We start from the raw sequence: 20,807 nt of genomic DNA, 5'->3' as shown, positions 1-20,807 counted from the left end.
GGCCGCGGCCGGTGTCCCGCCGCCGCTCGGCCCCTGGCGTGCGAGGTACGGCAAAAGAGGGTGGTCGAGAAGGCGATGGCGGGATAACGGGTTGGGGTTGAGGCGGGTAGACGGTGCGTGGAACGGCCGGATGTTCGGTGTTGACGAGAAGGGACGGCGATCACGATCCGCGCTTGCGGCGTGGCGATGCTTGACTACACCGTGATCGGCAGCGCAGCGTCAGGGCATGACGACGAAGCGTCCCCATCGCCGTGGTGGCCGGTGCAGCATGGCACGCTTGCGATCCCTTCTGCCGGCTCGGTCGGCCGTGATCGTGGACGACTACGAGGACCACTTGCGGGACGAGCGCGGTCTTTCCGGGCACACCGTGCGCGCGTACCTCGGGGATGTCGTGTCGTTGTTGGCCTTCTTCCACGGTGTCACCGATAAGGGTGAGCCGGAGACATCTCCGAATCCTCCGGGCACGTCCCTCGACGGGCCGTCGCAGGGCTGCGAGGAGCCGCCCGGGGAACGGGTCGGGGAACGGCTCGATGCCCTCGATGTCGGCGTGCTCCGCGCCTGGCTGGCGCGGCAGCACGAGCAGGGACGCAGTCGCACCACGTTGGCGAGGCGGGCGGCGTCGGCGAGGACGTTCACCGCGTGGGCGCACCAGCGTGGATTGGTGGCCTCCGATCCGGGGGCACGGTTGGCGTCGCCGCGTCCGCATCGGAGGCTCCCCGGGGTGCTTCGGCAGGACGAGGCGGGCGAACTCATGCGGGTCAGCGCGACGGGGGCCGAGGATGGCCACCCGCTGGCACTTCGCGATCACGCCCTGATCGAGTTGCTGTACGCCACAGGTGTGCGAATCTCGGAACTGTGCGGACTCGACATCGATGACGTCGATTTCGAACGTCGAATCGTGTGCGTCCTGGGAAAGGGGAGGAAGCAACGGATGGTGCCGTTCGGCCTGCCTGCGGAGCGTTCGCTCCGGTCGTGGCTGAGGCGGGGACGCCCCGAGGTGGCGACCCGTGACTCCGGTCCCGCCCTCTTTCTCGGGGCCAGGGGCAGGCGCGTGGATCCGCGAACCGTGCGCCGGGTGGTGCACGAAACCGTGGCCGCTGTCCCCGGTGCGGTCGATATCGGTCCGCATGGTCTGCGGCACTCAGCAGCCACCCACATGCTCGACGGCGGAGCTGACCTTCGCAGCGTTCAGGAACTGCTCGGTCACGCTACGCTGGCCACGACGCAGCTCTACACTCACGTGACAGTCGAGCGGCTGAAGGCGATCCATGACCAGACCCACCCCCGCGCCCGGTGAGGCCGCCGCTGCCGATGCGGGCTCCCCAGCCCGTTCGCGGCACAGGCAGACAGGCGGGAAGGTCATGACCGCGGCCCCCACCGAGGACATCGAGCCCGATTTCCGTGCGGCTGATCGGTTATCCGACTCGATCGCCGATACGGCTTCCCGTTCGAGAACGGAGTCGAGTTCAGACGGCGGGGCCGACTCGACAGCGCACCCGCTCCCACCGGACGGCCATCCCACTCTCTCCGCTCCCGGCGACGAGTCGCCAACACCCGCGAGGGACAGACCGGCAGCGCCGTCTACGTGTGAGTCCGCACCACGCCCCACGGCCGAACCCGCCGCCGTGCCCGCCGAGCGGCGATCCACGAATTCGCCCGAACCCGGTACGAGGCCGGGCTCCGAACGCGCCGGCTCTGCCGAGCATGCCCCTGCGGAAGTCTCCGGCGCTGAGCAGGCCGCTGCGGAGGTGCCCTCCACCAGACATTGCGGCGCTGGGCAGCCCGTCGTGGAGGTTTCGCTGGTGGAACACGGTCCCGCTGAGCGGCCCGGCTCGGGGTATTCGCTCGCGGATCGCGGTGGTGCCGAAGCGTCGGCCGCCGGGCAGACGGCTCGTCCCGGCGATGAGCGGCGCGTTGTGGCGGCTTCGTCGGCGGATCGTTGCGAGGTTCAGCGGACTGGTGCAAAACGTCCGCTCACGGAGTGCTCCGGCCTTGATCAGCCTGGTGCTGAGTGTTCGACAGTGGATCGGTGTGGTGCGCAGCTGGTCGCTGCGCAGCGTCCGCCCGCAAAAAATGATCACCCGGAGCAGCCCGGCGTGCGGTGTTCGTCCACGGATCGTTCCGGCAGTGAACGGTTCGCTGCTGAACATGCGCCGCTGGCTTGTTCCGGCGTGGAGCGGCGCGCTGCGGACCGCAGCGGTGTTCAGCTGCCCACGGCGGAGCGTGCGCCGCTTGTTCGTTCTGGCGCCGAGCTTTCTGGGCGTTCGCTGGTGGGGCACGAACATGCTGAGTGGCCCGGGACCTGGCGTTCGGCTGCGGATCGCTCCAGAGTTGAGTTGCCCACGGCGGAGCGTGCGCCGCTTGTTCGTTCTGGCGCCGAGCTCCCCGGTGCCGAGCGTTCACAGGTGGGGCACGAACATGCTGAGCGGCCCGGCAGGCGGCGTCCTCTCGCGGATCGTTCCGGCAGTGAGCGGTCCACTGCTGAGCACGCGCCGCTGGCTTGTTCCGGCGGCGAGCTTCCCCATGCCCGGCAGTCGGTCCCCGAGGACACCCACACCGCGCTGCGCACCGGGGAGCCGAGCGACAGCGCCCGGCACGCGCTGGTGGGACAGACCGTCCAGGGCCCGCCTGCGGGGAACCGCGTGGACGATCTCCCCGGCCCCACAGCGGAAGCCGGTGCGGGCGGCGACCGCGAGGAAACCGTGGCCGAACCGGCCGAGTCGGCCATCCAGGCACTGTGGCGGGAGTTCGTCCGCTCGCCGAGTCAACGGGTCCGGGATCGCCTGGTCCTCCACTACGCGCCGCTGGTGAAGTACGTCGCGGGCAGGGTCGGTACGGGCCTTCCCACACACATCGACGTGGCCGACCTGATCCAGTCGGGCATATTCGGCCTTGTCGATGCCATCGAGAAATTCGACCCTGACCGGGGCCTGCGCTTCGAGACGTACGCGATGCAGCGCATTCGCGGCGCCATCCTCGACGACCTCCGTTCGCAGGACTGGGTTCCCAGGGTGGTACGGAGCAGGGCTCGCGAGATCGAACGCGCTCACGAGAGGCTCGGCGCGCGGCTGCGCCGCACACCCACTGACGCCGAAGTCGCGGCCGAACTCGGTATCTCGTTGCGGGACCTGCGGGATCTCTACGGACAACTCAGGCTGACGAGTGTGCTCGCCCTCGACGACCTCGTGGGACCGAACAGGGACAGCAGCGGCGTTGGCTCGCCCGCTGACACGTTGCCGGACGACGACGCCGTCGATCCCGCCGCCGTCCTCGTCGATCAGGACAACCGCAAACAACTCGCGGAAGCCATCGCACAGCTCAGTGAGCGCGACCGCATCGTGGTGAGCCTCTACTACTTCGAGAACCTCACGCTCGCCGAGATCGGCAAGGTGCTCGGAGTGACCGAATCCCGAGTGAGCCAGCTGCACACCCGTGCCGTCCTTCGGCTGCGCGCGAAACTGCTGGAGAACGCGGGTTCGTGATGCCTGGTTCGCGCTCTCATCGCTCGGCGCGTGGACCGGTCGTCCGGCCCGCGCGCCGACGCGCGTGGAGGGGCCTCGTGACGAAAGACCTGTGCCCTTGACGGTGACGGGAGGCAGCACCGCGCGGACTCTGATTCGCGCTGGAGGACGCTTAGCCAGGCCGACACGGAGGCGCAGGCCGGCCGCGTCTGGCTGGCCGGTGGGTGTCACGGTGGCATGGGCATCACCGTCCACGGTTTGAGCGCCAGCACACCATTCGGGATCACGAGCGGGAGCGGATCGAGGTAGTCGCTGCCACGTCGTACTCCCCAATGCAGACACGCCCGCGCAGGGCAACCGCGATGACCGGCGACCACCGTCCCGATGACCTCACCGCGGAACACCCGATCGCCCTTGGAGACCGACCACGCCACTGGCTCGTACGTCGTCCGCAGCCCACCGTCGTGGTCGATCGAGACGACCCCGCGCCCAGCGACTCTTCCCGCGAACACCACGAACCCTTCGGCGGCAGCCAGGACGTCGTCACCCTCGGTTGCGGCGAGATCGACGCCACGATGCCCGGCGCCGTAGGCACCATCCGGTGGGTCGAAGGTCTTCACGACGGCAGGCCTGCCCTCCAGAGGCCATGAGAACCGGGGCGGTTCCGTGAAGTCCTCGCCGCGATCCTGCTTCGACGTTCCAGCGTGTGAGGTGGGTACGACAAGGCTGGTCGTCGCGACGACGGCCACCGCGACGATGAGCAGCAGCGAAGTCAGCAGTGAGCCGACGACGATCGCGGGAGCCGAGGGGTTGGTGCGGGCCATGTGGACACCATCGGTTGTAGCCGTGGTCGGAGGAACCCTGGGTTGCGGGGCTGTGGACAACTGGGCTCGTGCTTGTCCTGCCTGTGGACAACTCGACGGGGCAGGCGCCGTTCCGGGCGGAGTTGGGGTAACCCGGGAGGGTGAGAGTCTCGGTGGGAATCCCGATGCGGCTCCGGCAGTCGGCGGCCCCGTGCCGGTGCGCGGTCGCACCTGTGGCGAAATGGCCGCCGAGTCGAGGTCCAGGCAGGTGGCCGCGTACACTGATTCGCGCAGTCTGTGCTCGCACAGCTGACTTCGCGTGCTCGTGCGCGCTTCGCTCGTCACCGGCTCGTCCGATGGCGAAACGGCACGGGGGCTCGGCGGTCTTTCCGGGACATCCCGGGAAGTCCGGGCACCCGCACGACACCAGGGTGGGGGATCACCTGATCGCCCACGTTAACCGGCTACGCGCACCCTCGGGTGCGCTCGACACAGAAGAGGTGCGAATCCGGCCATGGCCGTCGTCACCATGAAGCAGTTGCTCGATTCCGGCGTGCACTTCGGGCACCAGACCCGCCGCTGGAACCCGAAGATGAAGCGCTACATCCTCACCGAGCGCAACGGCATCTACATCATCGACCTGCAGCAGACGCTGTCCTACATCGACCGCGCCTTCGAGTTCGTGAAGGAGACGGTCGCCCACGGCGGCACCATCCTGTTCGTCGGTACGAAGAAGCAGGCGCAGGAAGCCATCGCCAACGAGGCGCTGCGGGTTGGCATGCCCTTCGTCAACCAGCGCTGGCTCGGTGGCATGCTGACCAACTTCCAGACCGTGCACAAGCGCCTTCAGCGGCTGAAGGAGCTGGAGTCGCAGGAGCAGACCGGCGGCTTCCAGGGCCTGACCAAGCGCGAGATCCTCACGCTCACCCGTGAGAAGGACAAGCTGGAGCGGACCCTCGGCGGTATCCGCGACATGTCCAAGGTGCCCAGCGCCGTCTGGATCGTGGACACCAAGAAGGAACACATCGCCGTCAACGAGGCGCGCAAGCTCAACATCCCGGTCGTCGCGATCCTGGACACCAACTGCGACCCCGACGAGGTTGACTACCCGATCCCCGGCAACGACGACGCCATCCGGTCGGCCGCTCTGCTCACCAAGGTCGTCGCCGAGGCCGCGGCCGCGGGTCTGATGGCGCGCTCGGGCCGCAACGGCGCTGCCGCCGAGGGCGAGGACAAGCCTGCCGTGGCGACGGACGAGCCGCTTCCCGAGTGGGAGCAGGAGCTGCTGGCGGGTTCCGAGGCAGCGGCCTCGGAGCAGCCGAGCGAGCAGACCCCCGCTTCCTGACCCTTTCCCCGCGTACCGCACGAAGGAACGGACAACGCACGATGGCGAACTACACCGCGGCAGACGTCAAGCGCCTCCGCGAGCTCACGGGCTCGGGCATGATGGACTGCAAGAAGGCACTGGAGGAGAGCGGCGGCGACTTCGACAAGGCCGTTGAGTACCTGCGCATCAAGGGTGCCAAGGACGTCGGCAAGCGCGCCGAGCGCGCCACAGCCGAAGGCCTTGTCGCCGGTGACGGCGGCGTGCTGATCGAGCTCAACTCCGAGACCGACTTCGTCGCCAAGAACGAGGAGTTCGGCGCGTTGGCGGAGGCGATCGTCGAGGCTGCGAAGACACTGCGCACCGACGACGTGGAGCAGCTCAAGGGCGCCGAGATCGAAGAGGGCAAGACCGTCGCCTCGGCGATCCAGGAGCTGTCCGCCAAGATCGGTGAGAAGCTGGAGCTGCGCAGGGTCGTCAGCTTCGAGGGTCAGGTCAACACCTACCTGCACCGTCGTGGTGCCGGCCTGCCGCCCGCGGTCGGCGTGCTGATCGAATACACGGGCGACAACGCGGAGGCCGCCCGCGCCGCCGCGCTGCAGGTCGCGGCGCTGAAGCCGAAGTACCTCACCCGTGACGAGGTACCCGCCGAGATCGTCGAGAACGAGCGTCGGATCGCCGAGCAGACCGCCCGCGAGGAAGGCAAGCCGGAGCAGGCCATGCCGAAGATCATCGAGGGTAAGGTCAACGCCTTCTTCAAGGATGTCGTGCTGCTGGAGCAGCCGTCGGTCACCGACAACAAGAAGACGGTGAAGGCCCTCCTGGACGAGGCAGGCGTGACCGTGACCCGGTTCGCGCGTTTCGAGGTCGGCCAGGCATAGCCTGCCGATCGGCAGTTGTGCCCCGTCTCCCGCCAGTCCAGGAGGCGGGGCACAGTTGCGAGAAGGCGGCACACCCCAGCACTACAGCGGGCGGAGGCGAGATGAACGAAGACGGTACCGCCAGGTCAAGACACGGTTATCGACGTGTTTTGCTCAAGTTGGGCGGCGAGATGTTCGGCGGTGGTTCCGTCGGCGTCGATCCTGACGTGGTGCATTCGGTGGCGGTGCAGATCGCCGACGTCGTTCGTGACGGCGTGCAGGTGGCGATCGTCATCGGGGGTGGCAACTTCTTCCGTGGCGCGGAGCTGTCACAGCGGGGGCTCGACCGGGACCGCGCGGACTACATGGCCATGCTGGGCACGGTCATGAACTCCCTGGCGTTGCAGGACTTCCTCGAGAAGGAAGGCGTGCCGACCAGGGTGCAGACAGCCATCACGATGGGACAGGTCGCCGAGCCGTACATTCCCCGGCGAGCCGAGCGGCACCTGGAGAAGGGCCGTGTCGTGATCTTCGGCGCGGGCACCGGGATGCCGTACTTCTCGACGGACACCGCCGCGGCGCAGCGTGCTCTCGAGATCGGTTGTGACGTGGTGTTGATGGCCAAGGCCGTCGATGGGGTCTACACGGCCGACCCGCGCACCGATCCCGGCGCGAAGCTGTTCGAGGAGATCAGCCATCGCGAGGTCCTGGAGCAGGGTCTCAAGGTCGCCGACGCCACGGCCTTCAGCCTGTGCATGGACAACAACATGCCGATCATCGTGTTCAACCTTCTCACCCAGGGCAACATCGCTCGCGCGGTGAGTGGTGAGAGGATCGGCACATTGGTCAGTACACCCACACACCTGGAGTAGCCGTGATCGACGAGACCCTCTTCGATGCCGAAGACAAGATGGAGAAAGCGGTCTCCTTCGCCAAGGAGGAACTGGCTGCGGTGCGCACCGGCAGGGCGACTCCTGCGATGTTCTCGCGCATCGTTGTCGAGTACTACGGTTCCCCGACACCGCTCAACCAGCTCGCGAGCGTGAACATCCCTGAGGCGCGGATGGCCGTCGTCAAGCCGTACGACGCCACGCAGCTCGCCGCGATCGAGAAGGCGATCAGGGATTCCGACCTCGGCGTGAACCCGACGAACGACGGCAACATCATCCGCGTGGTGATCCCGCAGCTCACGGAGGAACGCCGCAAGGAGATGGTGAAGGTCGCCAAGAGCAAGGGCGAGGACGCTCGCATCTCCATTCGCGGTGTGCGCCGCAAGGCCAAGGAGGAGCTCGACCGGATCGGCAAGGACGGCGAGGCCGGTGAGGACGAGGTCGCCAGGGCCGAGAAGGAGCTGCAGAACCTGACGGATCGTTACGTCCACCAGGTTGACGAGCTCGTGAAACACAAGGAAGCCGAGCTCCTCGAGGTCTGATGACAACAGTGAGCGACCATCAGGGGGAACGCGAGGGCGCGACCGAACCCGACGGGTCAGGGAGATCCGGCGCGAAGCCGTCGAAGGCCGGACGGGATCTGCCTGCCGCCATCGCCGTCGGGGTCGCGCTGGGCGCGGCGATCCTGGGGTCTTTGTTCACCGTCCGCTACCTGTTCATCGGCATCATCGCGGCGGCCATCGCGGTCGGCACGATCGAGCTGGCAGGCGCGTTCCGCAGGGCGGCCGGTGTGCGGATCTCGCTCGTTCCCGTCCTCGTCGGCGGGCAGGCGATGATCTGGCTGGCCTGGCCGTACGGTCAGCAGGGAGCGTTGACGGCGTTCGTCGTGACCGTGATCGCGAGCCTGCTGTGGCGGCTGCGTTCGGGCGCCGAGGGCTACCTTCGCGACGTCAGCGCTTCGGTGTTCGCCGCGGCGTACCTGCCGTTGTTCGCGTCTTTCGCGGCGATGCTCGTACCGCCGGAGGACGGCGTCGGGCGGGTCCTGTCGTTCATGATCGTGGTGGTCGCGTGCGACACAGGTGGGTATGTGGCGGGCGTGCTGGGTGGCAGGCACCCTATGGCACCGACCATCAGCCCGAAGAAGACCTGGGAAGGCTTCGCGGGTTCACTCACGGCCGGGATCACCGGTGGGGCACTGTCGGTGGCGTTGTTGCTCGACGGCCAGGCGTGGGAGGGCGTCGTGTTCGGCGCGGCCATCGTGTTCACCGCCACGCTCGGTGACCTGATGGAGTCACTCATCAAGCGCGACCTCGGCATCAAGGACATGGGCAACACGCTGCCCGGCCACGGCGGGCTGATGGACCGCCTCGACTCGCTGCTGCCTTCCGCTGTCGTGTCGTGGTTGCTGTTGTCCGCGTTCGTCCCGGTGTAGCTCGGTCAGTCGTCGCACGGGTCGGCATGCCGGTCCACCCTGAACAGGCACCACGAGGGATCGGCGAGCAGTGCGGTGTCGTCGAATGCGGCCAATACCCGGCCGCCACGGCCGGGAACCTGTGCCACGAGCACGTCGATATCGACCAGCGGATCGGTCCGGAAGTGGATCTCCCAATGGGCCGGTGAGGTGGCGGCGACGTGCTTGTCACCGAGGACGAGGCGGGACAGGACGCGCTGGTCGCCCAGGCGCCACACAGCGCGGTCGATCCCGTCGTCACGGAGCTGTTCGCACGTGTATCCGAACAGCGTGCGGTAGAACTCGTCGGCCGCGGTCCCGTCGTGGGTTGACAGGCAGGCGTGGTGGAACATCCCGGGCCCGCTCGTGCCGAAGACCCGGACTGGCGCCGTACGCCGGAAGCCGAAGGGTGCTCCGCAGGGATCGACGGCGTGCGCCACGGTCGCTCGGCCCAGCGTGTCGCGCGGTCCGGATCGCACTGTGCCGCCGAGGTATTCCACTGTCCGCGTTGTGGCCGCGAGGTCGGACACCGTGAGGTGAAGTGACCAACCGGTGGGCTGTCCCTCGGCTGTCTGGTAGAGGCCGGCCACAGGGGTGCCGTCACGTGTCGCGACGGTGTAGTGGCCGTCGAGCGCAACCTGGTCGCGCTCGACGTGGAATTCCCATCCGAACAGTGCGCCGTAGAAAGCGCATGCGGCAGGGACGTCAGGTGTGGCGAGTTCGACCCAGCACGGTGATCCTGGCCGCTCGCCGGTCGGATGACGGAACATGGGGCGTCCTCTCAGGGCCGGAGATCGTCCTCGGCACCGAGGCCGCAGTTTAGGCTAGGCGTGTGAGAATCTTCGGCCGCCGGACGGAGGTCGTGCCGAGTCCCAACATCTGGTATCACGCCGACGTCTACGAGCGAGAGAACCAGGTGCAGGACGTCGATGACGCGATCTGGGCATATCTCGCCTCGCAGGTGATGTGGCATGGGGCCGACGTGGTCGATGTCGGGTGTGGTGCGGGCTTCCACCTGCCGAGGTTGGCGACCACGGCGAACTCGGTTGTCGGTGTCGAGCCGCATCCTCCGCTGGTCCGCAGGGCCAGCCGGCGTACGGCCGGTCGGCCTTCGGTGACGGTGCTCAAGGGAACGGCTCAGCGGCTGCCGCTTCCGGACGCCTCGGCCGACGTGGTCCACGCGCGGACGGCCTACTTCTTCGGACCCGGTTGCGAACCCGGGCTCGCAGAGGCCGACCGCGTGCTACGGCCCGGGGGTGCGCTCGTGATCGTCGATCTCGACACCGGCGTCGCACCCTACGGGGACTGGATGCTCGCCGATCTGCCCCGCTACCGGCAGGCCGAGGTGGACACGTTCTTCGCCGACGAGGGCTTCACCTGCGAGCGGATCACGACCCGGTGGTCGTTTCCCGACCGTGAAACCATGGAGGCCGTCCTGCGGATCGAGTTCAGCCCGAGGGTGGCCGCGCGCGCCGTGGTGGAGACGTTGCGACTCAACCGGGACACCGAGGGGCGGTTCGATCTGCCTGTGGGCTATCGGGTGCTGGTGCGCCGCAAACCGGACGGTCTCGTACGGGCGTCGGTGCCCAGAGCAGGGCATGGGACACTGGCTGAGTCATGACTGCATTGCCCCTCGTCTTCGACGCACCTCGCCGCGGCCTTCCGCAGCGGCACCTCGCCGACCTCACCGTGGCCGAACGGGCGGAAGCCGTTGCCGCGCTCGGAGAGAAACCGTTCCGTGCGAAGCAGCTGTCGCACCACTATTTCTCGCGGCTCACGGTGGATCCCGCGACGATGACCGACATTCCCGAGGCGTCGAGGCAACGACTCGTCGATGAGTTGATGCCGTCGCTGCTGACGCAGGTCAAGGTCGTTGACTGCGACGGCGGCACCACAAGGAAGACGCTCTGGCGCGCCCACGACGGCACGCTGGTGGAGAGTGTCCTCATGCGCTACCCCGACCGCGCGACGCTGTGCATTTCCAGCCAGGCCGGGTGCGGGATGGCGTGCCCGTTCTGCGCCACGGGCCAGGGCGGTCTCACCCGCAACCTCTCGACGGCTGAGATCGTCGATCAGGTGCGGGCCGCGGCCGCGGTGATGCGCGACGGTCTCCTTCCGGGGCCTGACGGCACACCGGCTCCCGGCAGGCTGTCGAACATCGTCTTCATGGGTATGGGCGAGCCTCTGGCGAACTACAAGCGCGTGCTCGCCGCTGTGCGCAGGATCACCGACCCCGCACCTGCGGGGCTCGGTATCTCCCAGCGCTCGGTGACGGTGTCCACCGTGGGGCTCGCGCCCGCGATCCGGAAGCTCGCCGACGAGGGATTGCAGGTCCGTCTCGCCGTGTCACTGCACACCCCGGACGACGAGCTGCGCGACGAACTGGTGCCGGTGAACAACCGCTGGTCCGTCGATGAGGTGCTGAGAGCCGCCCGCTACTACGCCGATCGCACGGGGCGGCGGGTGTCCATCGAGTACGCGCTCATCCGCGACATCAACGACCAGCCGTGGCGGGCGGATCTGCTGGCGGAACGGCTGCGGGAGCACCTCGGCAGGCTGGTGCACGTGAACGTGATTCCGCTGAACCCGACTCCGGGAAGCAAGTGGGACGCGAGCCCGAAGCCCGTCGAGAGGGAGTTCGTGCGCAGGGTCAACGCGGGTGGGGTGGCCTGCACCGTGCGTGACACGCGAGGTCAGGAGATCGCCGCGGCCTGCGGTCAGCTCGCCGCGGAGGGATGAGTGGAACCGCTCGCGTGCCCGTCGGTGGCGGCGGCTCGTGAGCGTGCTCGTCCGACGCCGGGGTTCGCGTGCCCGGACGGGGAACGCGAGAGGCCGGGCGGCTACCGCCGACCCGGCCCCGTGCCGATACGGTTCACCGGCGCCAGGCGGTACGGCTGCGGCGCACGTCGAACAGCACGCCCAGCAGGAGGCCGACACCGATGCTGATGAGCACGACGTCCTCGGTGCGGTTCGGGTGGTTGCCGATCAGCATCAGGAACATGATCACGGCGGCCACCACCGCGCCGATGCGCGTGGCCTTGGGGAAGGAGCCGTGCCAGCCCCACTCGGCCGACGGCTCGTCCCTGGGATCGACCTCGGTACCGGTGCGCTTCTCGACAGCCTTGCCTGCCACGATCACTCCTCCACCTGAGCCCGCTTGGCCCGACTTCGTGTGGCTCGATAATCGCACACGCCTCTCTCCGGTACCGCAGGGACGTCCGCGACAATGGTCACCATGACGGTCACCACGACATCACCCAGGACGGTGCTGGTGCTGGGTTCCACCGGCTCCATCGGCACCCAGGCCCTCGACGTCACAGGGCGCAATCCCGAGCTGTTCAGGGTGATCGGTCTCGCGGCGGGCGGCTCAGACCCGGCCGCGCTGGCCGCGCAGGTGATCAAGCACGACGTCGAGGCCGTGGCGATCACCAGGCCGACGGCCGTCGAGGACCTCCAACTCGCGCTGTACGCCGAGGCGCAGAAGCGCGGATACGCGCGCGGGGACTTTCGCCTGCCTCGCATCTTCGCGGGACCGGAGGCGGTCGAGGAGCTGATCGAAGCGGTACCCGCCGACGTGGTGCTCAACGGAATGCCGGGGTCGCAGGGGCTCGGCCCGACCCTTCGTGCGCTGAAGACGGGGGCCTCGCTGGCGCTGGCCAACAAGGAGTCGCTCATCGCGGGCGGTCCGCTGGTGAGAGCGGCGGCGCGGCCGGGACAGATCGTGCCCGTGGACTCCGAGCATTCGGCGCTCGCGCAGGCGTTGCGTGGCGGGCGCGCCGACGAGGTGGACCGGCTGGTGCTCACGGCGTCGGGTGGGCCGTTCCGGGGCCGCACGCGCGAGGACATGGCGAACGTCACGGTGGCCGACGCGCTCGCTCACCCGACGTGGGCGATGGGCCGGCTCGTCACGATCAACTCGGCCACGCTGGTGAACAAGGGCCTTGAGCTGATCGAGGCGCACCTGCTGTTCGACATCCCGTGCGAGCGGATCGACGTCGTTGTCCATCCGCAGTCGATCGTGCACTCGATGGTGACGTTCACCGACGGCTCGACCCTGGCTCAGGCCAGCCCGCCCGACATGCGGCTGCCCATCGCGTTCGCGCTCGCCTGGCCTGACAGGGTGCCCGATGCGATCCCGCCCTGCCGCTGGGACAAGGCGGCAACGTGGACGTTCGAGCCGGTGGACGATGCCGCGTTCCCCGCCGTGGAGCTGGCCCGCCACGTCGGGTCGGCGGGCGGGTGCCTTCCGGCCGTGTTCAACGCGGCGAACGAGCGGCTCGTGGCCGAGTTCCTCGCGCACAACACCGGCTTCACGTCCATCGTGGACACTGTTTCCCAGGTCGTCGAGGCCGCCGACGAGTGGCGACGCCCGCCCCGTGACCTGGCCGACGTCCTCGCTGCGGAACAATGGGCGCGCGACCGTGCGGCCACGATCATGTCGGGAGGGAAGTAGCGCGTGCTCGTCTACATCCTGGGGGTCGCGCTCTTCGCGCTCGGTATCTGCGTGTCCGTCGCGCTCCACGAGGCCGGTCACATGGTGGCGGCCAAGTCGTTCGGCATGAAGGTGCGCCGCTACTTCGTGGGTTTCGGGCCGACGGTGTTCTCGTTCCGGCGGGGTGAGACGGAGTACGGCCTCAAGTGGATCCCGCTCGGCGGCTTCTGCGACATCGCGGGCATGACGGCGCTCGACGAGGTCACCCCGGACGAGGCTCCGAGGGCGATGTGGCGGTTCAAGACGTGGAAGCGCACGGTGGTGCTCGCCGCGGGGTCGTTCACCCATTTCGTGCTCGGCTTCGTGGTGCTCTACGTCATGGCCGTCTCGATGGGGTTGCCGAACATCTCCGACAAGCCGGTCGTCAACGAGGTGTCCGACTGCGTTCGCAGCGCCACCACGGCGCAGGCGTGGAACGACCCGACGTGCCGCCCGGCCGATCCGGCACCGGCCAAGGACGCGGGTCTGCGTTCCGGTGACGAGGTGGTCGCGGTCGGAGGTACCCCCACCGAGACCTGGCAGGACCTGCTGGGTGCCGTGCAGAAGGCGGAAGGCCCCACCGAGGTGCGGGTCCTGCGCGACGGCGAGGCACTCACCCTCACCGTGGACGTGGCGAAGGTGACCCGGCCGACACCGGAGGGCGGCACGCAGGAAGTCGGTGCCATCGGCGCGTCCCAGGCGTTCATGCTGCCGTACGGGGCGGGTGAGGCGTTCGGCGGTTCGGCCGCGTTCACGGGTGAACTGATGGTGATGACCTGGGAACGGCTGCTCGAATTCCCTGAGAAGATCCCTGCCGTCGTCGAGGCGATCTTCGGAGGGGAACGCGATCCCGAGACACCCGTCAGCGTGGTCGGCGCGAGCCGTATCGGTGGCGAGGCCGTCGAGCAGGGGCTGTGGGAGGTCTTCTTCCTGCTCCTCGCGAGCCTGAACTTCTTCGTCGGCATCTTCAACCTGCTGCCGCTGCTGCCGCTCGACGGTGGGCACATCGCCGTGACGTGGTACGAGCGTGTGCGGGACTGGATTCGCAAGCTGCGGGGCAAGGCGGCGGGCGGACCGGTCGATTACACCAAGCTCAGCGCGATCACGAGCGTGGTGATGGTGATCGGGGGCGCCATCGTGCTGCTCACCGTGACAGCCGACATCGTGAACCCCATCCGGCTCATCCAACAGTAGTAACGCCGGGACAGCTGGTTCGCGCGGTCACGTATCGTGGAGATCGGCAGCCGGATTTGTTCCGGTGATGCCTCCGGCGCAGCACGCAGTCACCGAAATTGCAGAGGAATCGATGACCGTCGATCTGGGTTTGCCAGCCACACCTCCTCCCGTTCTCTCCGAACGTCGCAAGACCCGACAACTCCAGGTGGGGTCCGTCGGCGTCGGTAGCGACCACCCCATTTCGGTGCAGTCGATGACGACCACCGTCACCGCCGACATCAACGCGACGTTGCAGCAGATCGCTGAGCTGACGGCCGCGGGCTGCGACATCGTCAGGGTGGCGTGTCCCAGCGCCGACGACGCCGAGGCACTGCCCGCGATCGCGGCGAAGTCGAAGATCCCGGTGATCGCCGACATCCACTTCCAGCCGAAGTACGTGTTCGCCGCCATCGAGGCAGGCTGCGCGGGCGTGCGGGTGAATCCCGGCAACATCAAGAAGTTCGACGACAGGGTCGCCGAGATCGCCAAGGCGGCGAAGGACCACGGAACCCCCATCCGGATCGGCGTCAACGCGGGTTCTCTCGACCCCCGTCTGCTGAAGAAGTACGGCAAGGCCACGCCGGAGGCGCTGGCGGAGTCGGCTCTGTGGGAGGCGTCGCTGTTCGCGGAGCACGACTTCCACGACCTGAAGATCTCCGTGAAGCACAACGATCCGGTCGTGATGGTGCGCGCCTACGAGATCCTCGCCGAGCAGTGTGACTACCCGCTGCATCTCGGCGTCACCGAGGCCGGACCGGCGTTCCAGGGCACGATCAAGTCGGCCGTGGCCTTCGGTGCGCTCCTGCGGCAGGGGATCGGTGACACGATCCGCGTCTCGCTGTCGGCTCCTCCTGTCGAGGAGGTGAAGGTCGGCGACCAGATCCTCCAGTCGCTCAACCTGCGCCCGCGCAAGCTGGAGATCGTCTCGTGCCCCTCGTGCGGTCGCGCGCAGGTGGACGTCTACAAGCTCGCCGACGAGGTCACCGCGGGCCTCGACGGTCTGGAGGTGCCACTGCGGGTCGCCGTAATGGGCTGTGTCGTCAACGGTCCCGGCGAGGCGAGGGAGGCCGACCTCGGCGTGGCTTCGGGCAACGGCAAGGGGCAGATCTTCGTCAAGGGCGAGGTCATCAAGACCGTGCCCGAGCATCAGATCGTGGAGACGCTGATCACCGAGGCGATGCGGATCGCCGAGGAGAACGGCGATGCCGAGGGAAGCGGGCAGCCGGTCGTCACGGTGAGCTGACCCTCGCCGACGGCATGTGATGTAGCGTGTTACATTGGAGGTGCATTCAATGAATGGGAGGCCGCCGATGAGCGCTGCGATCGTCGATACGCCGTTGGACTGGGACGCGCTGGTGCGTACCTGGCATGAGCTTGACGTTCCGGAGGGGTGGCGGCCCGAGGTGACGATCGAGGGGATTCGCATGTCGCCACCCCCTGGGGGACAACACAATCTGATTGCCGACCAGCTTCACGAAGCCTTGGTCCGCAGTCGTCCGAATGGTGCAGGGGTGTTCCAGACGCTGGGTGTCACCGTGCCTGTGGTCGGTGGCATCTACGTTCCGGACCTCTGCGTCGTTCCTCGGGCCTACGTTCCCGACGGGTCGGACCCGGTGCCGTCCGAGCACGTCCTTCTCGCCGTGGAGATCACGTCGGCCGGCAACGCCAACCACGACCGCTCACGCAAGAGGTGGGCCTACGCGCACGGCGGTATCGAGCAGTACCTGCTGGTGGATCCGCACGATCCCGACGGCGCGGCCGTGACGTTGTTCTCCGACCCCGGCGACGGCGCCTACCGGAAGGCGTGCCGGATCCCGTTCGGGGAGAAGATCACGCTGGGTTCCCCGTTCGGCCTCGTCGTGGACACCACCGAGTTCTGACCGGAATCGCGTGTGGACATCGCGCACGGCCCCCATCGACGCGCGTGATCTGGCAATCTTGTCGTTGTGTTGCGGCTGGCCGGTGCGAGGCTGCTCGACGAGAAGGACTACCCGGCGGTCCGTTCGCTGCTCGCGGCGGATCCGGTGGGCAGCTGCATGGTGGCCGCGCGAGTCGAACTCGCCGGTCTCGATCCGTGGCGGCTGGGGGGTGAACTCTGGGGAACCGACGGCCGCCGCCGCGTCGGGGGACTACAGGGCTTGTGCTTCGCGGGGCCGAATCTGATTCCGCTACGGGGTAACTCCGCCGCGTTGCGGTCGTTCGCCGATCGCGCGCTGCGCAGGCCACGAGCCTGTTCGTCCCTGGTCGGCCCCGCCGACGAGGTGCTCGGGTTGTGGGACGAGCTGGCTGACGAGTGGGGGCCTGCCAGGGAGGTGCGGCCCGACCAGCCACTCATGGCACTCGACGACGACCCGGTGATCCCGCCCGATCCTGCCGTGCGACAGGTGCGGCCCGAGGAGATCGACGTGTACTATCCGGCTGCCGTCGCGATGTTCCGCGAGGAGGTGGGCATCGATCCACGGCTCGGCGACGGGGGAGCGGGCTACCGCGCCAGGGTCACAGAACTCGTCGCGGCCGGTCGGGCCTTCGCGCGATTCGAGCGGGGCGAGGTCGTGTTCAAGGCCGAGATCGGTGCGATGTCCGAAACCGTGGGCCAGATCCAGGGCGTGTGGGTCAACCCCCGGCACCGGGGACGCGGTTTCGGAGCGGCAGGCACCGCGGCCGTGGCCGACCACCTGGTGCGAGGTCTCGGGCGCGTCGCGAGCCTGTACGTGAATTCCTTCAACGCTCCGGCCATCGCGGCGTACCGGAGGGCGGGGTTCCGGCAGGTCGGCAGGTACGCGACGGTGTTGTTCTAGGACGGTGTTGTTCGAGGACAGTGCTGTTCGAGGACGGTGTTGTCCAAGAAGGTGCCGCTCTGGACGACGTGGGCGCCGTTGTTCTCGACGTCGTCCCCCGACATCGCACGGCCCTCCGGGCCTGGCGCAACGTCAGGGCGGGCGGTGTCAGCGAGGCAGGCCATCGCCGTGAGGCGGCGGGCGAGCCGGCCTGCGGCGTCGCGCACCTCGGGAGGACCCAGCACCTCGGCCTCGAAGTCGAGGCGGGCCAGCTGCGCGGCGAGCCAGTCGGGGTCGTCCGCGCCGACGACGAGCACACACCAGCCGTCCCGCTCCTCCTCGACCCTCCCCACCTGGGGCGGCATCAGCTCCCGCACCCGCTGGGCCTGCGCGTGTAGTCGCACGCGGGCGAGATACCGGTACGGCGTCCCTGTCACGGAGCGCTGGACGTGGTCCACGGGGTTCGGATGCTCCCTCGGCCGGAATCGCCAGGTGGTCGCGGCCACCCGGTGCATGCGGTCCAGCCGGAAGGTGCGCCAGTCGTCGCGGTCGAGATCCCAGGCCATCAGGTACCAGCGACGTCCGGTGGCCACCATCCGGACCGGTTCGACCGTGCGTTCCTCGTCCCGGTTCTGATACCCGAAACGCACCCGCACGGCGTCGGTGCAGGCCCGCGCGAGGGTGAGCAGCACGTCCGGATCGACCGGTGTCGAGGGGCCGACCAGCGTGTCGGTGGCCCCGGCAACCGCCCGGACCTCGGAACGCAGCCGCGGCGGCATCACCTGGTCGAGTTTCGCGAGCGCGCGCAGAGCGGCCTCGCTCGCTCCGGCGACCGTTCCTCCCGCCGCCAGGCGCAGGGACACCGCCGTCGCGATCGCCTCGTCGTCGTCAAGGAGCAGCGGGGGCAGCCGGGTGCCTGTCCCGAGCCGGTAACCCCCGCCGACACCCGCGCTCGCGTGGACGGGATAGCCGAGTGCGCGCAGCCGTTCCACGTCGCGCCGCACCGAGCGATCGGTGACGCGCAGCTCGGCGGCGAGTTCGGTGGCGGTCCAGGACGTCCGCCGCTGGAGCAGAGCCAGCAGCCGCAGCACCCGCTCGGTGGTGCCTTCCGCGTTCACGACGCCATCGTCGCACGATCGCGGAACGATCCTGTCCGCGATAGGCGCGAAGCTGGGTTCAGGACCGATCGAGCGCGGAACACGCCTGTTCCGGCTCAGCCGACGACACGCCCGTTCGCGACAGCGGGCGAGAGGAGAACCGAGATGGCACGCGACGTTCAGCTCACTTTCGACTGCGCCGATCCTGCCGCGCTGGCGGCGTTCTGGGCGGGCGCCCTCGGCTACCGGGTGCAGGCTCCGCCTGCGGGATTCGACTCGTGGGATCAGGCGTTGGACGCGATGGGCGTTCCACCGGAGAAGCGCAACGACGCCTCGGCTGTGATCGACCCCGACGGCGCGGGGCTGCGCATCTTCTTCCAGCGGGTACCGGAGGGCAAGCAGGTGAAGAACCGCCTTCACCTCGACGTGCGAGCGGCTCCAGGACTTCAGGGCGACGCGCGGATGGCGGCGTTGGAGGCGGAGGCGGAACGGCTCACCACCCTCGGTGCCAGCCGCATCCGGCGCTACGAACCCGCCCCTCCACTCGGCGCGGGCCACATCGTGATGGCCGACCCCGAGGGCAACGAGTTCTGCCTCGACTGATCGGCCGCCGTCGCGCCCGAGTGCGCGGCGGCCCTCGGGCAGCTCCCGGCCTGCTCGGGTGAGGTTCGCCATGCTGTCACGCGGCACAGCAGCGGGCAGGGCAACGGTGGCAGAAGCGAGTCGTAGGCTGGGGAGCATGCCCGATCGTGCACCGTTGACGCCTGGCGTCCAGTCACCGCAGCGCCCCGTCCCCGCGTCCATCGTCCGCCCCGAATACGTCGGCAGGCCCGCGCCGAAGCGGGACACCGGCAACGGTGTGCGCACCCCCGAGGTCATCGAGGCGATGCGCAAGGCCAGCCGCATCGCGGCGCAGGCGCTGGAAGAGGGCGGCAAGGCGGTCAAGCCAGGCACCACGACCGACGACATCGACCGCGTCGTGCACGAGTTCCTCCTCGACCACGGGGCCTACCCCTCGACCCTCGGCTACCGGGGCTTCCCGAAGTCGTGCTGCACCTCGCTGAACGAGGTGATCTGCCACGGCATCCCCGACTCGACGGTGATCCAGGACGGCGACATCTGCAACATCGACGTCACCGCCTACATCGACGGCGTGCACGGTGACACCAACGCCACCTTCCTCGCAGGGGACGTCTCGGAGGAGGTGCGCCTGCTGGTCGAACGCACCAGGGAGGCCACGATGCGGGCCATCAAGGCCGTACGTCCCGGCAGGCAGCTCAACGTCATCGGCAGGGTCATCGAGTCGTACGCCAAGCGGTTCGGTTACGGCGTCGTGCGCGACTTCACCGGCCACGGTGTCGGCCCCGCGTTCCACACCAGTCCCACGGTGCTCCACTACGAGGAGCCGTCGGTCACCACGATCATCGAGCAGAACATGACGTTCACCATCGAGCCGATGATCACGCTCGGCACGATCGACTACGACGTGTGGGACGACGACTGGACGGTCACCACCAGGGACAAGAAGTGGACGGCCCAGTTCGAGCACACCGTGCTCGTCACGGAAGACGGTGCGGAGATCCTCACGCTGCCGTGAACCGGTGTGGCCGCACCATATCGACGGCCACGGACTTGTGGTTTCTTCACCCATGGTTGACGGGGCAGCCGACTCCTACTGTCGGCTGTCATGTCCACCAGCCCACTGACCGGGAAGACGGCCCTCGTCACCGGCGGCGCCAACGGGATAGGACGAGCCTGCGTCGCGGCTCTCGGCGAGGCCGGAGCCGCCGTCCATCTCGTTGACATCGACGGTGCCGCGGCCAAGGACGTGGCGGACGCCCACGGCGCCGTCGCGCACGTCGTCGATCTCACCGACCCGGATGCCGTCTCCTCCCTGCCCCGCACGATCGACATCCTCGTCAACAACGCGGGTGTGCAGCACATCGCGCCGATCCAGGACTTCCCGCCCGAGCGGTTCGCCCTCCTCCAGCGGCTGATGGTCACGGCGCCGTTCCTGCTGATGCGGCACTGCCTGCCCGCGATGTACGAGCGCGGCTGGGGCCGCATCGTCAACATCTCCAGCGTCCACGGGTGGCGCGCCAGCGCGGGCAAGTCGGCCTACGTCGCGGCGAAACACGCGCTGGAGGGGTTGTCCAAGGTCGTCGCGGCCGAGGGCGCCGATCGCGGGGTCACCAGCAACTGCGTCGCGCCAGGTTACGTCCGCACGAACCTCGTCACCAACCAGATCGCCGCGCAGGCGGAGTCGAAAGGCATCCCGGCCGACGCGGTCATGGACGAGGTGTTCCTGAGCCGGACCGCCGTCAAGCGGCTCATCGAACCGGAGGAGGTGGCAGCACTGGTGCTGTGGTTGTGCGGCGACGACGCCGGCTACCTCACCGGCGCCTCGATCCCGCTCGACGGCGGCTGGACCGCCACGTGAACCTCCAGTTTCCCGTCCC

21 protein-coding genes are annotated in these 20,807 nt (G+C 68.5%); 17 read left to right on the top strand and 4 right to left on the bottom strand.

The features are described 5' to 3' along the window. Positions 1–268: 268 nt before the first annotated feature. Together SACXIDRAFT_RS04815 and SACXIDRAFT_RS04810 are read left to right on the top strand one after the other, a co-directional pair. Positions 269–1,297, top strand: a complete 1,029-nt coding sequence (locus SACXIDRAFT_RS04815) for a tyrosine recombinase XerC (protein WP_006237366.1) — start codon at positions 269–271, stop codon at positions 1,295–1,297. Positions 1,298–2,405: 1,108 nt separating this feature from the next. Then, positions 2,406–3,482: a FliA/WhiG family RNA polymerase sigma factor gene (locus SACXIDRAFT_RS04810; RefSeq protein WP_006237364.1), complete on the top strand. Its 1,077-nt coding sequence runs from the start codon at positions 2,406–2,408 to the stop codon at positions 3,480–3,482. A gap of 206 nt (positions 3,483–3,688) precedes the next feature. On the opposite strand, the gene SACXIDRAFT_RS04805 is transcribed toward SACXIDRAFT_RS04810, so the two are convergent. Next, positions 3,689–4,285, bottom strand: a complete 597-nt coding sequence (locus tag SACXIDRAFT_RS04805) for a M23 family metallopeptidase (protein WP_006237363.1) — start codon at positions 4,283–4,285, stop codon at positions 3,689–3,691. A gap of 493 nt (positions 4,286–4,778) precedes the next feature. On the opposite strand from SACXIDRAFT_RS04805, the gene rpsB reads away from it, so the two are divergent. The 5 genes from rpsB (at position 4,779) to SACXIDRAFT_RS04780 (ending at position 8,770) form a co-directional block, all read left to right on the top strand. Next, a complete protein-coding gene (gene rpsB / locus SACXIDRAFT_RS04800) occupies positions 4,779–5,609 on the top strand; it encodes a 30S ribosomal protein S2 (RefSeq protein WP_006237362.1) in 831 nt (276 codons plus the stop codon). 41 nt (positions 5,610–5,650) lie between these two features. Continuing rightward, entirely contained in the window at positions 5,651–6,469 is an 819-nt protein-coding gene (tsf, locus tag SACXIDRAFT_RS04795; RefSeq protein WP_006237361.1) for a translation elongation factor Ts, read from the top strand. A 101-nt stretch (positions 6,470–6,570) separates the two neighbouring features. Then, positions 6,571–7,320: a UMP kinase gene (gene pyrH, locus SACXIDRAFT_RS04790; protein ID WP_006237360.1), complete on the top strand. Its 750-nt coding sequence runs from the start codon at positions 6,571–6,573 to the stop codon at positions 7,318–7,320. A gap of 2 nt (positions 7,321–7,322) precedes the next feature. Further along, a complete protein-coding gene (frr, locus tag SACXIDRAFT_RS04785) occupies positions 7,323–7,880 on the top strand; it encodes a ribosome recycling factor (RefSeq protein ID WP_006237359.1) in 558 nt (185 codons plus the stop codon). Next, a complete protein-coding gene (locus SACXIDRAFT_RS04780; RefSeq protein WP_006237357.1) occupies positions 7,880–8,770 on the top strand; it encodes a phosphatidate cytidylyltransferase in 891 nt (296 codons plus the stop codon). The genes frr and SACXIDRAFT_RS04780 overlap by 1 nt, the downstream gene beginning before the upstream one ends. Before the next feature lie 5 nt (positions 8,771–8,775). Here the strand turns inward: SACXIDRAFT_RS04780 and SACXIDRAFT_RS04775 are convergent, their stop codons facing one another. Next, complete coding sequence (locus SACXIDRAFT_RS04775; RefSeq protein WP_006237356.1) at positions 8,776–9,558, bottom strand: VOC family protein; 783 nt, start codon at positions 9,556–9,558, stop codon at positions 8,776–8,778. A 62-nt stretch (positions 9,559–9,620) separates the two neighbouring features. Between SACXIDRAFT_RS04775 and SACXIDRAFT_RS04770 the strand changes: the two genes are divergently transcribed. Both SACXIDRAFT_RS04770 and rlmN read left to right on the top strand, forming a co-directional pair. Then, positions 9,621–10,409 (top strand): class I SAM-dependent methyltransferase, encoded by a 789-nt coding sequence (locus SACXIDRAFT_RS04770; RefSeq protein WP_006237355.1) that lies wholly within the window; start codon positions 9,621–9,623, stop codon positions 10,407–10,409. After that, complete coding sequence (rlmN, locus tag SACXIDRAFT_RS04765; RefSeq protein ID WP_006237354.1) at positions 10,406–11,527, top strand: dual-specificity RNA methyltransferase RlmN; 1,122 nt, start codon at positions 10,406–10,408, stop codon at positions 11,525–11,527. The genes SACXIDRAFT_RS04770 and rlmN overlap by 4 nt, the downstream gene beginning before the upstream one ends. Positions 11,528–11,660: 133 nt before the next feature. Here the strand turns inward: rlmN and SACXIDRAFT_RS04760 are convergent, their stop codons facing one another. Next, a complete protein-coding gene (locus SACXIDRAFT_RS04760) occupies positions 11,661–11,921 on the bottom strand; it encodes a DUF2631 domain-containing protein (protein WP_006237352.1) in 261 nt (86 codons plus the stop codon). Positions 11,922–12,014: 93 nt separating this feature from the next. Between SACXIDRAFT_RS04760 and dxr the strand changes: the two genes are divergently transcribed. From dxr to SACXIDRAFT_RS04735, 5 genes are all read left to right on the top strand, one after another. Continuing rightward, positions 12,015–13,241: a 1-deoxy-D-xylulose-5-phosphate reductoisomerase gene (gene dxr / locus SACXIDRAFT_RS04755; protein ID WP_006237351.1), complete on the top strand. Its 1,227-nt coding sequence runs from the start codon at positions 12,015–12,017 to the stop codon at positions 13,239–13,241. 3 nt (positions 13,242–13,244) lie between these two features. Beyond that, a complete protein-coding gene (locus tag SACXIDRAFT_RS04750; protein WP_006237350.1) occupies positions 13,245–14,453 on the top strand; it encodes a M50 family metallopeptidase in 1,209 nt (402 codons plus the stop codon). Positions 14,454–14,565: 112 nt separating this feature from the next. Continuing rightward, a complete protein-coding gene (gene ispG / locus SACXIDRAFT_RS04745; RefSeq protein ID WP_006237349.1) occupies positions 14,566–15,717 on the top strand; it encodes a flavodoxin-dependent (E)-4-hydroxy-3-methylbut-2-enyl-diphosphate synthase in 1,152 nt (383 codons plus the stop codon). Positions 15,718–15,784: 67 nt separating this feature from the next. Beyond that, positions 15,785–16,354 (top strand): Uma2 family endonuclease, encoded by a 570-nt coding sequence (locus SACXIDRAFT_RS04740; protein ID WP_006237348.1) that lies wholly within the window; start codon positions 15,785–15,787, stop codon positions 16,352–16,354. Between the two features lie 66 nt (positions 16,355–16,420). Beyond that, positions 16,421–17,272: a GNAT family N-acetyltransferase gene (locus tag SACXIDRAFT_RS04735; protein WP_006237347.1), complete on the top strand. Its 852-nt coding sequence runs from the start codon at positions 16,421–16,423 to the stop codon at positions 17,270–17,272. Here the strand turns inward: SACXIDRAFT_RS04735 and SACXIDRAFT_RS04730 are convergent. After that, complete coding sequence (locus SACXIDRAFT_RS04730) at positions 17,269–18,369, bottom strand: helix-turn-helix transcriptional regulator (RefSeq protein WP_006237346.1); 1,101 nt, start codon at positions 18,367–18,369, stop codon at positions 17,269–17,271. The genes SACXIDRAFT_RS04735 and SACXIDRAFT_RS04730 overlap by 4 nt on opposite strands. A gap of 144 nt (positions 18,370–18,513) precedes the next feature. On the opposite strand from SACXIDRAFT_RS04730, the gene SACXIDRAFT_RS04725 reads away from it, so the two are divergent. The 3 genes from SACXIDRAFT_RS04725 to SACXIDRAFT_RS04715 all read left to right on the top strand — a co-directional run bounded on the left by SACXIDRAFT_RS04725 (position 18,514) and on the right by SACXIDRAFT_RS04715 (position 20,788). Beyond that, positions 18,514–18,951, top strand: coding sequence for a VOC family protein (locus tag SACXIDRAFT_RS04725; protein ID WP_006237345.1), 438 nt, complete (start codon positions 18,514–18,516; stop codon positions 18,949–18,951). A gap of 136 nt (positions 18,952–19,087) precedes the next feature. Further along, positions 19,088–19,945, top strand: coding sequence for a type I methionyl aminopeptidase (gene map, locus SACXIDRAFT_RS04720; protein WP_006237344.1), 858 nt, complete (start codon positions 19,088–19,090; stop codon positions 19,943–19,945). 90 nt (positions 19,946–20,035) lie between these two features. Further along, entirely contained in the window at positions 20,036–20,788 is a 753-nt protein-coding gene (locus tag SACXIDRAFT_RS04715) for a 3-hydroxybutyrate dehydrogenase (RefSeq protein WP_006237343.1), read from the top strand. Positions 20,789–20,807 lie beyond the last annotated feature (19 nt).

This window comes from Saccharomonospora xinjiangensis XJ-54 (genome assembly GCF_000258175.1).
GTDB lineage: Bacteria > Actinomycetota > Actinomycetes > Mycobacteriales > Pseudonocardiaceae > Saccharomonospora > Saccharomonospora xinjiangensis.
Note: the sequence above shows the minus strand (reverse complement) of the source record. Positions and strands in the feature narration are given on the sequence as shown.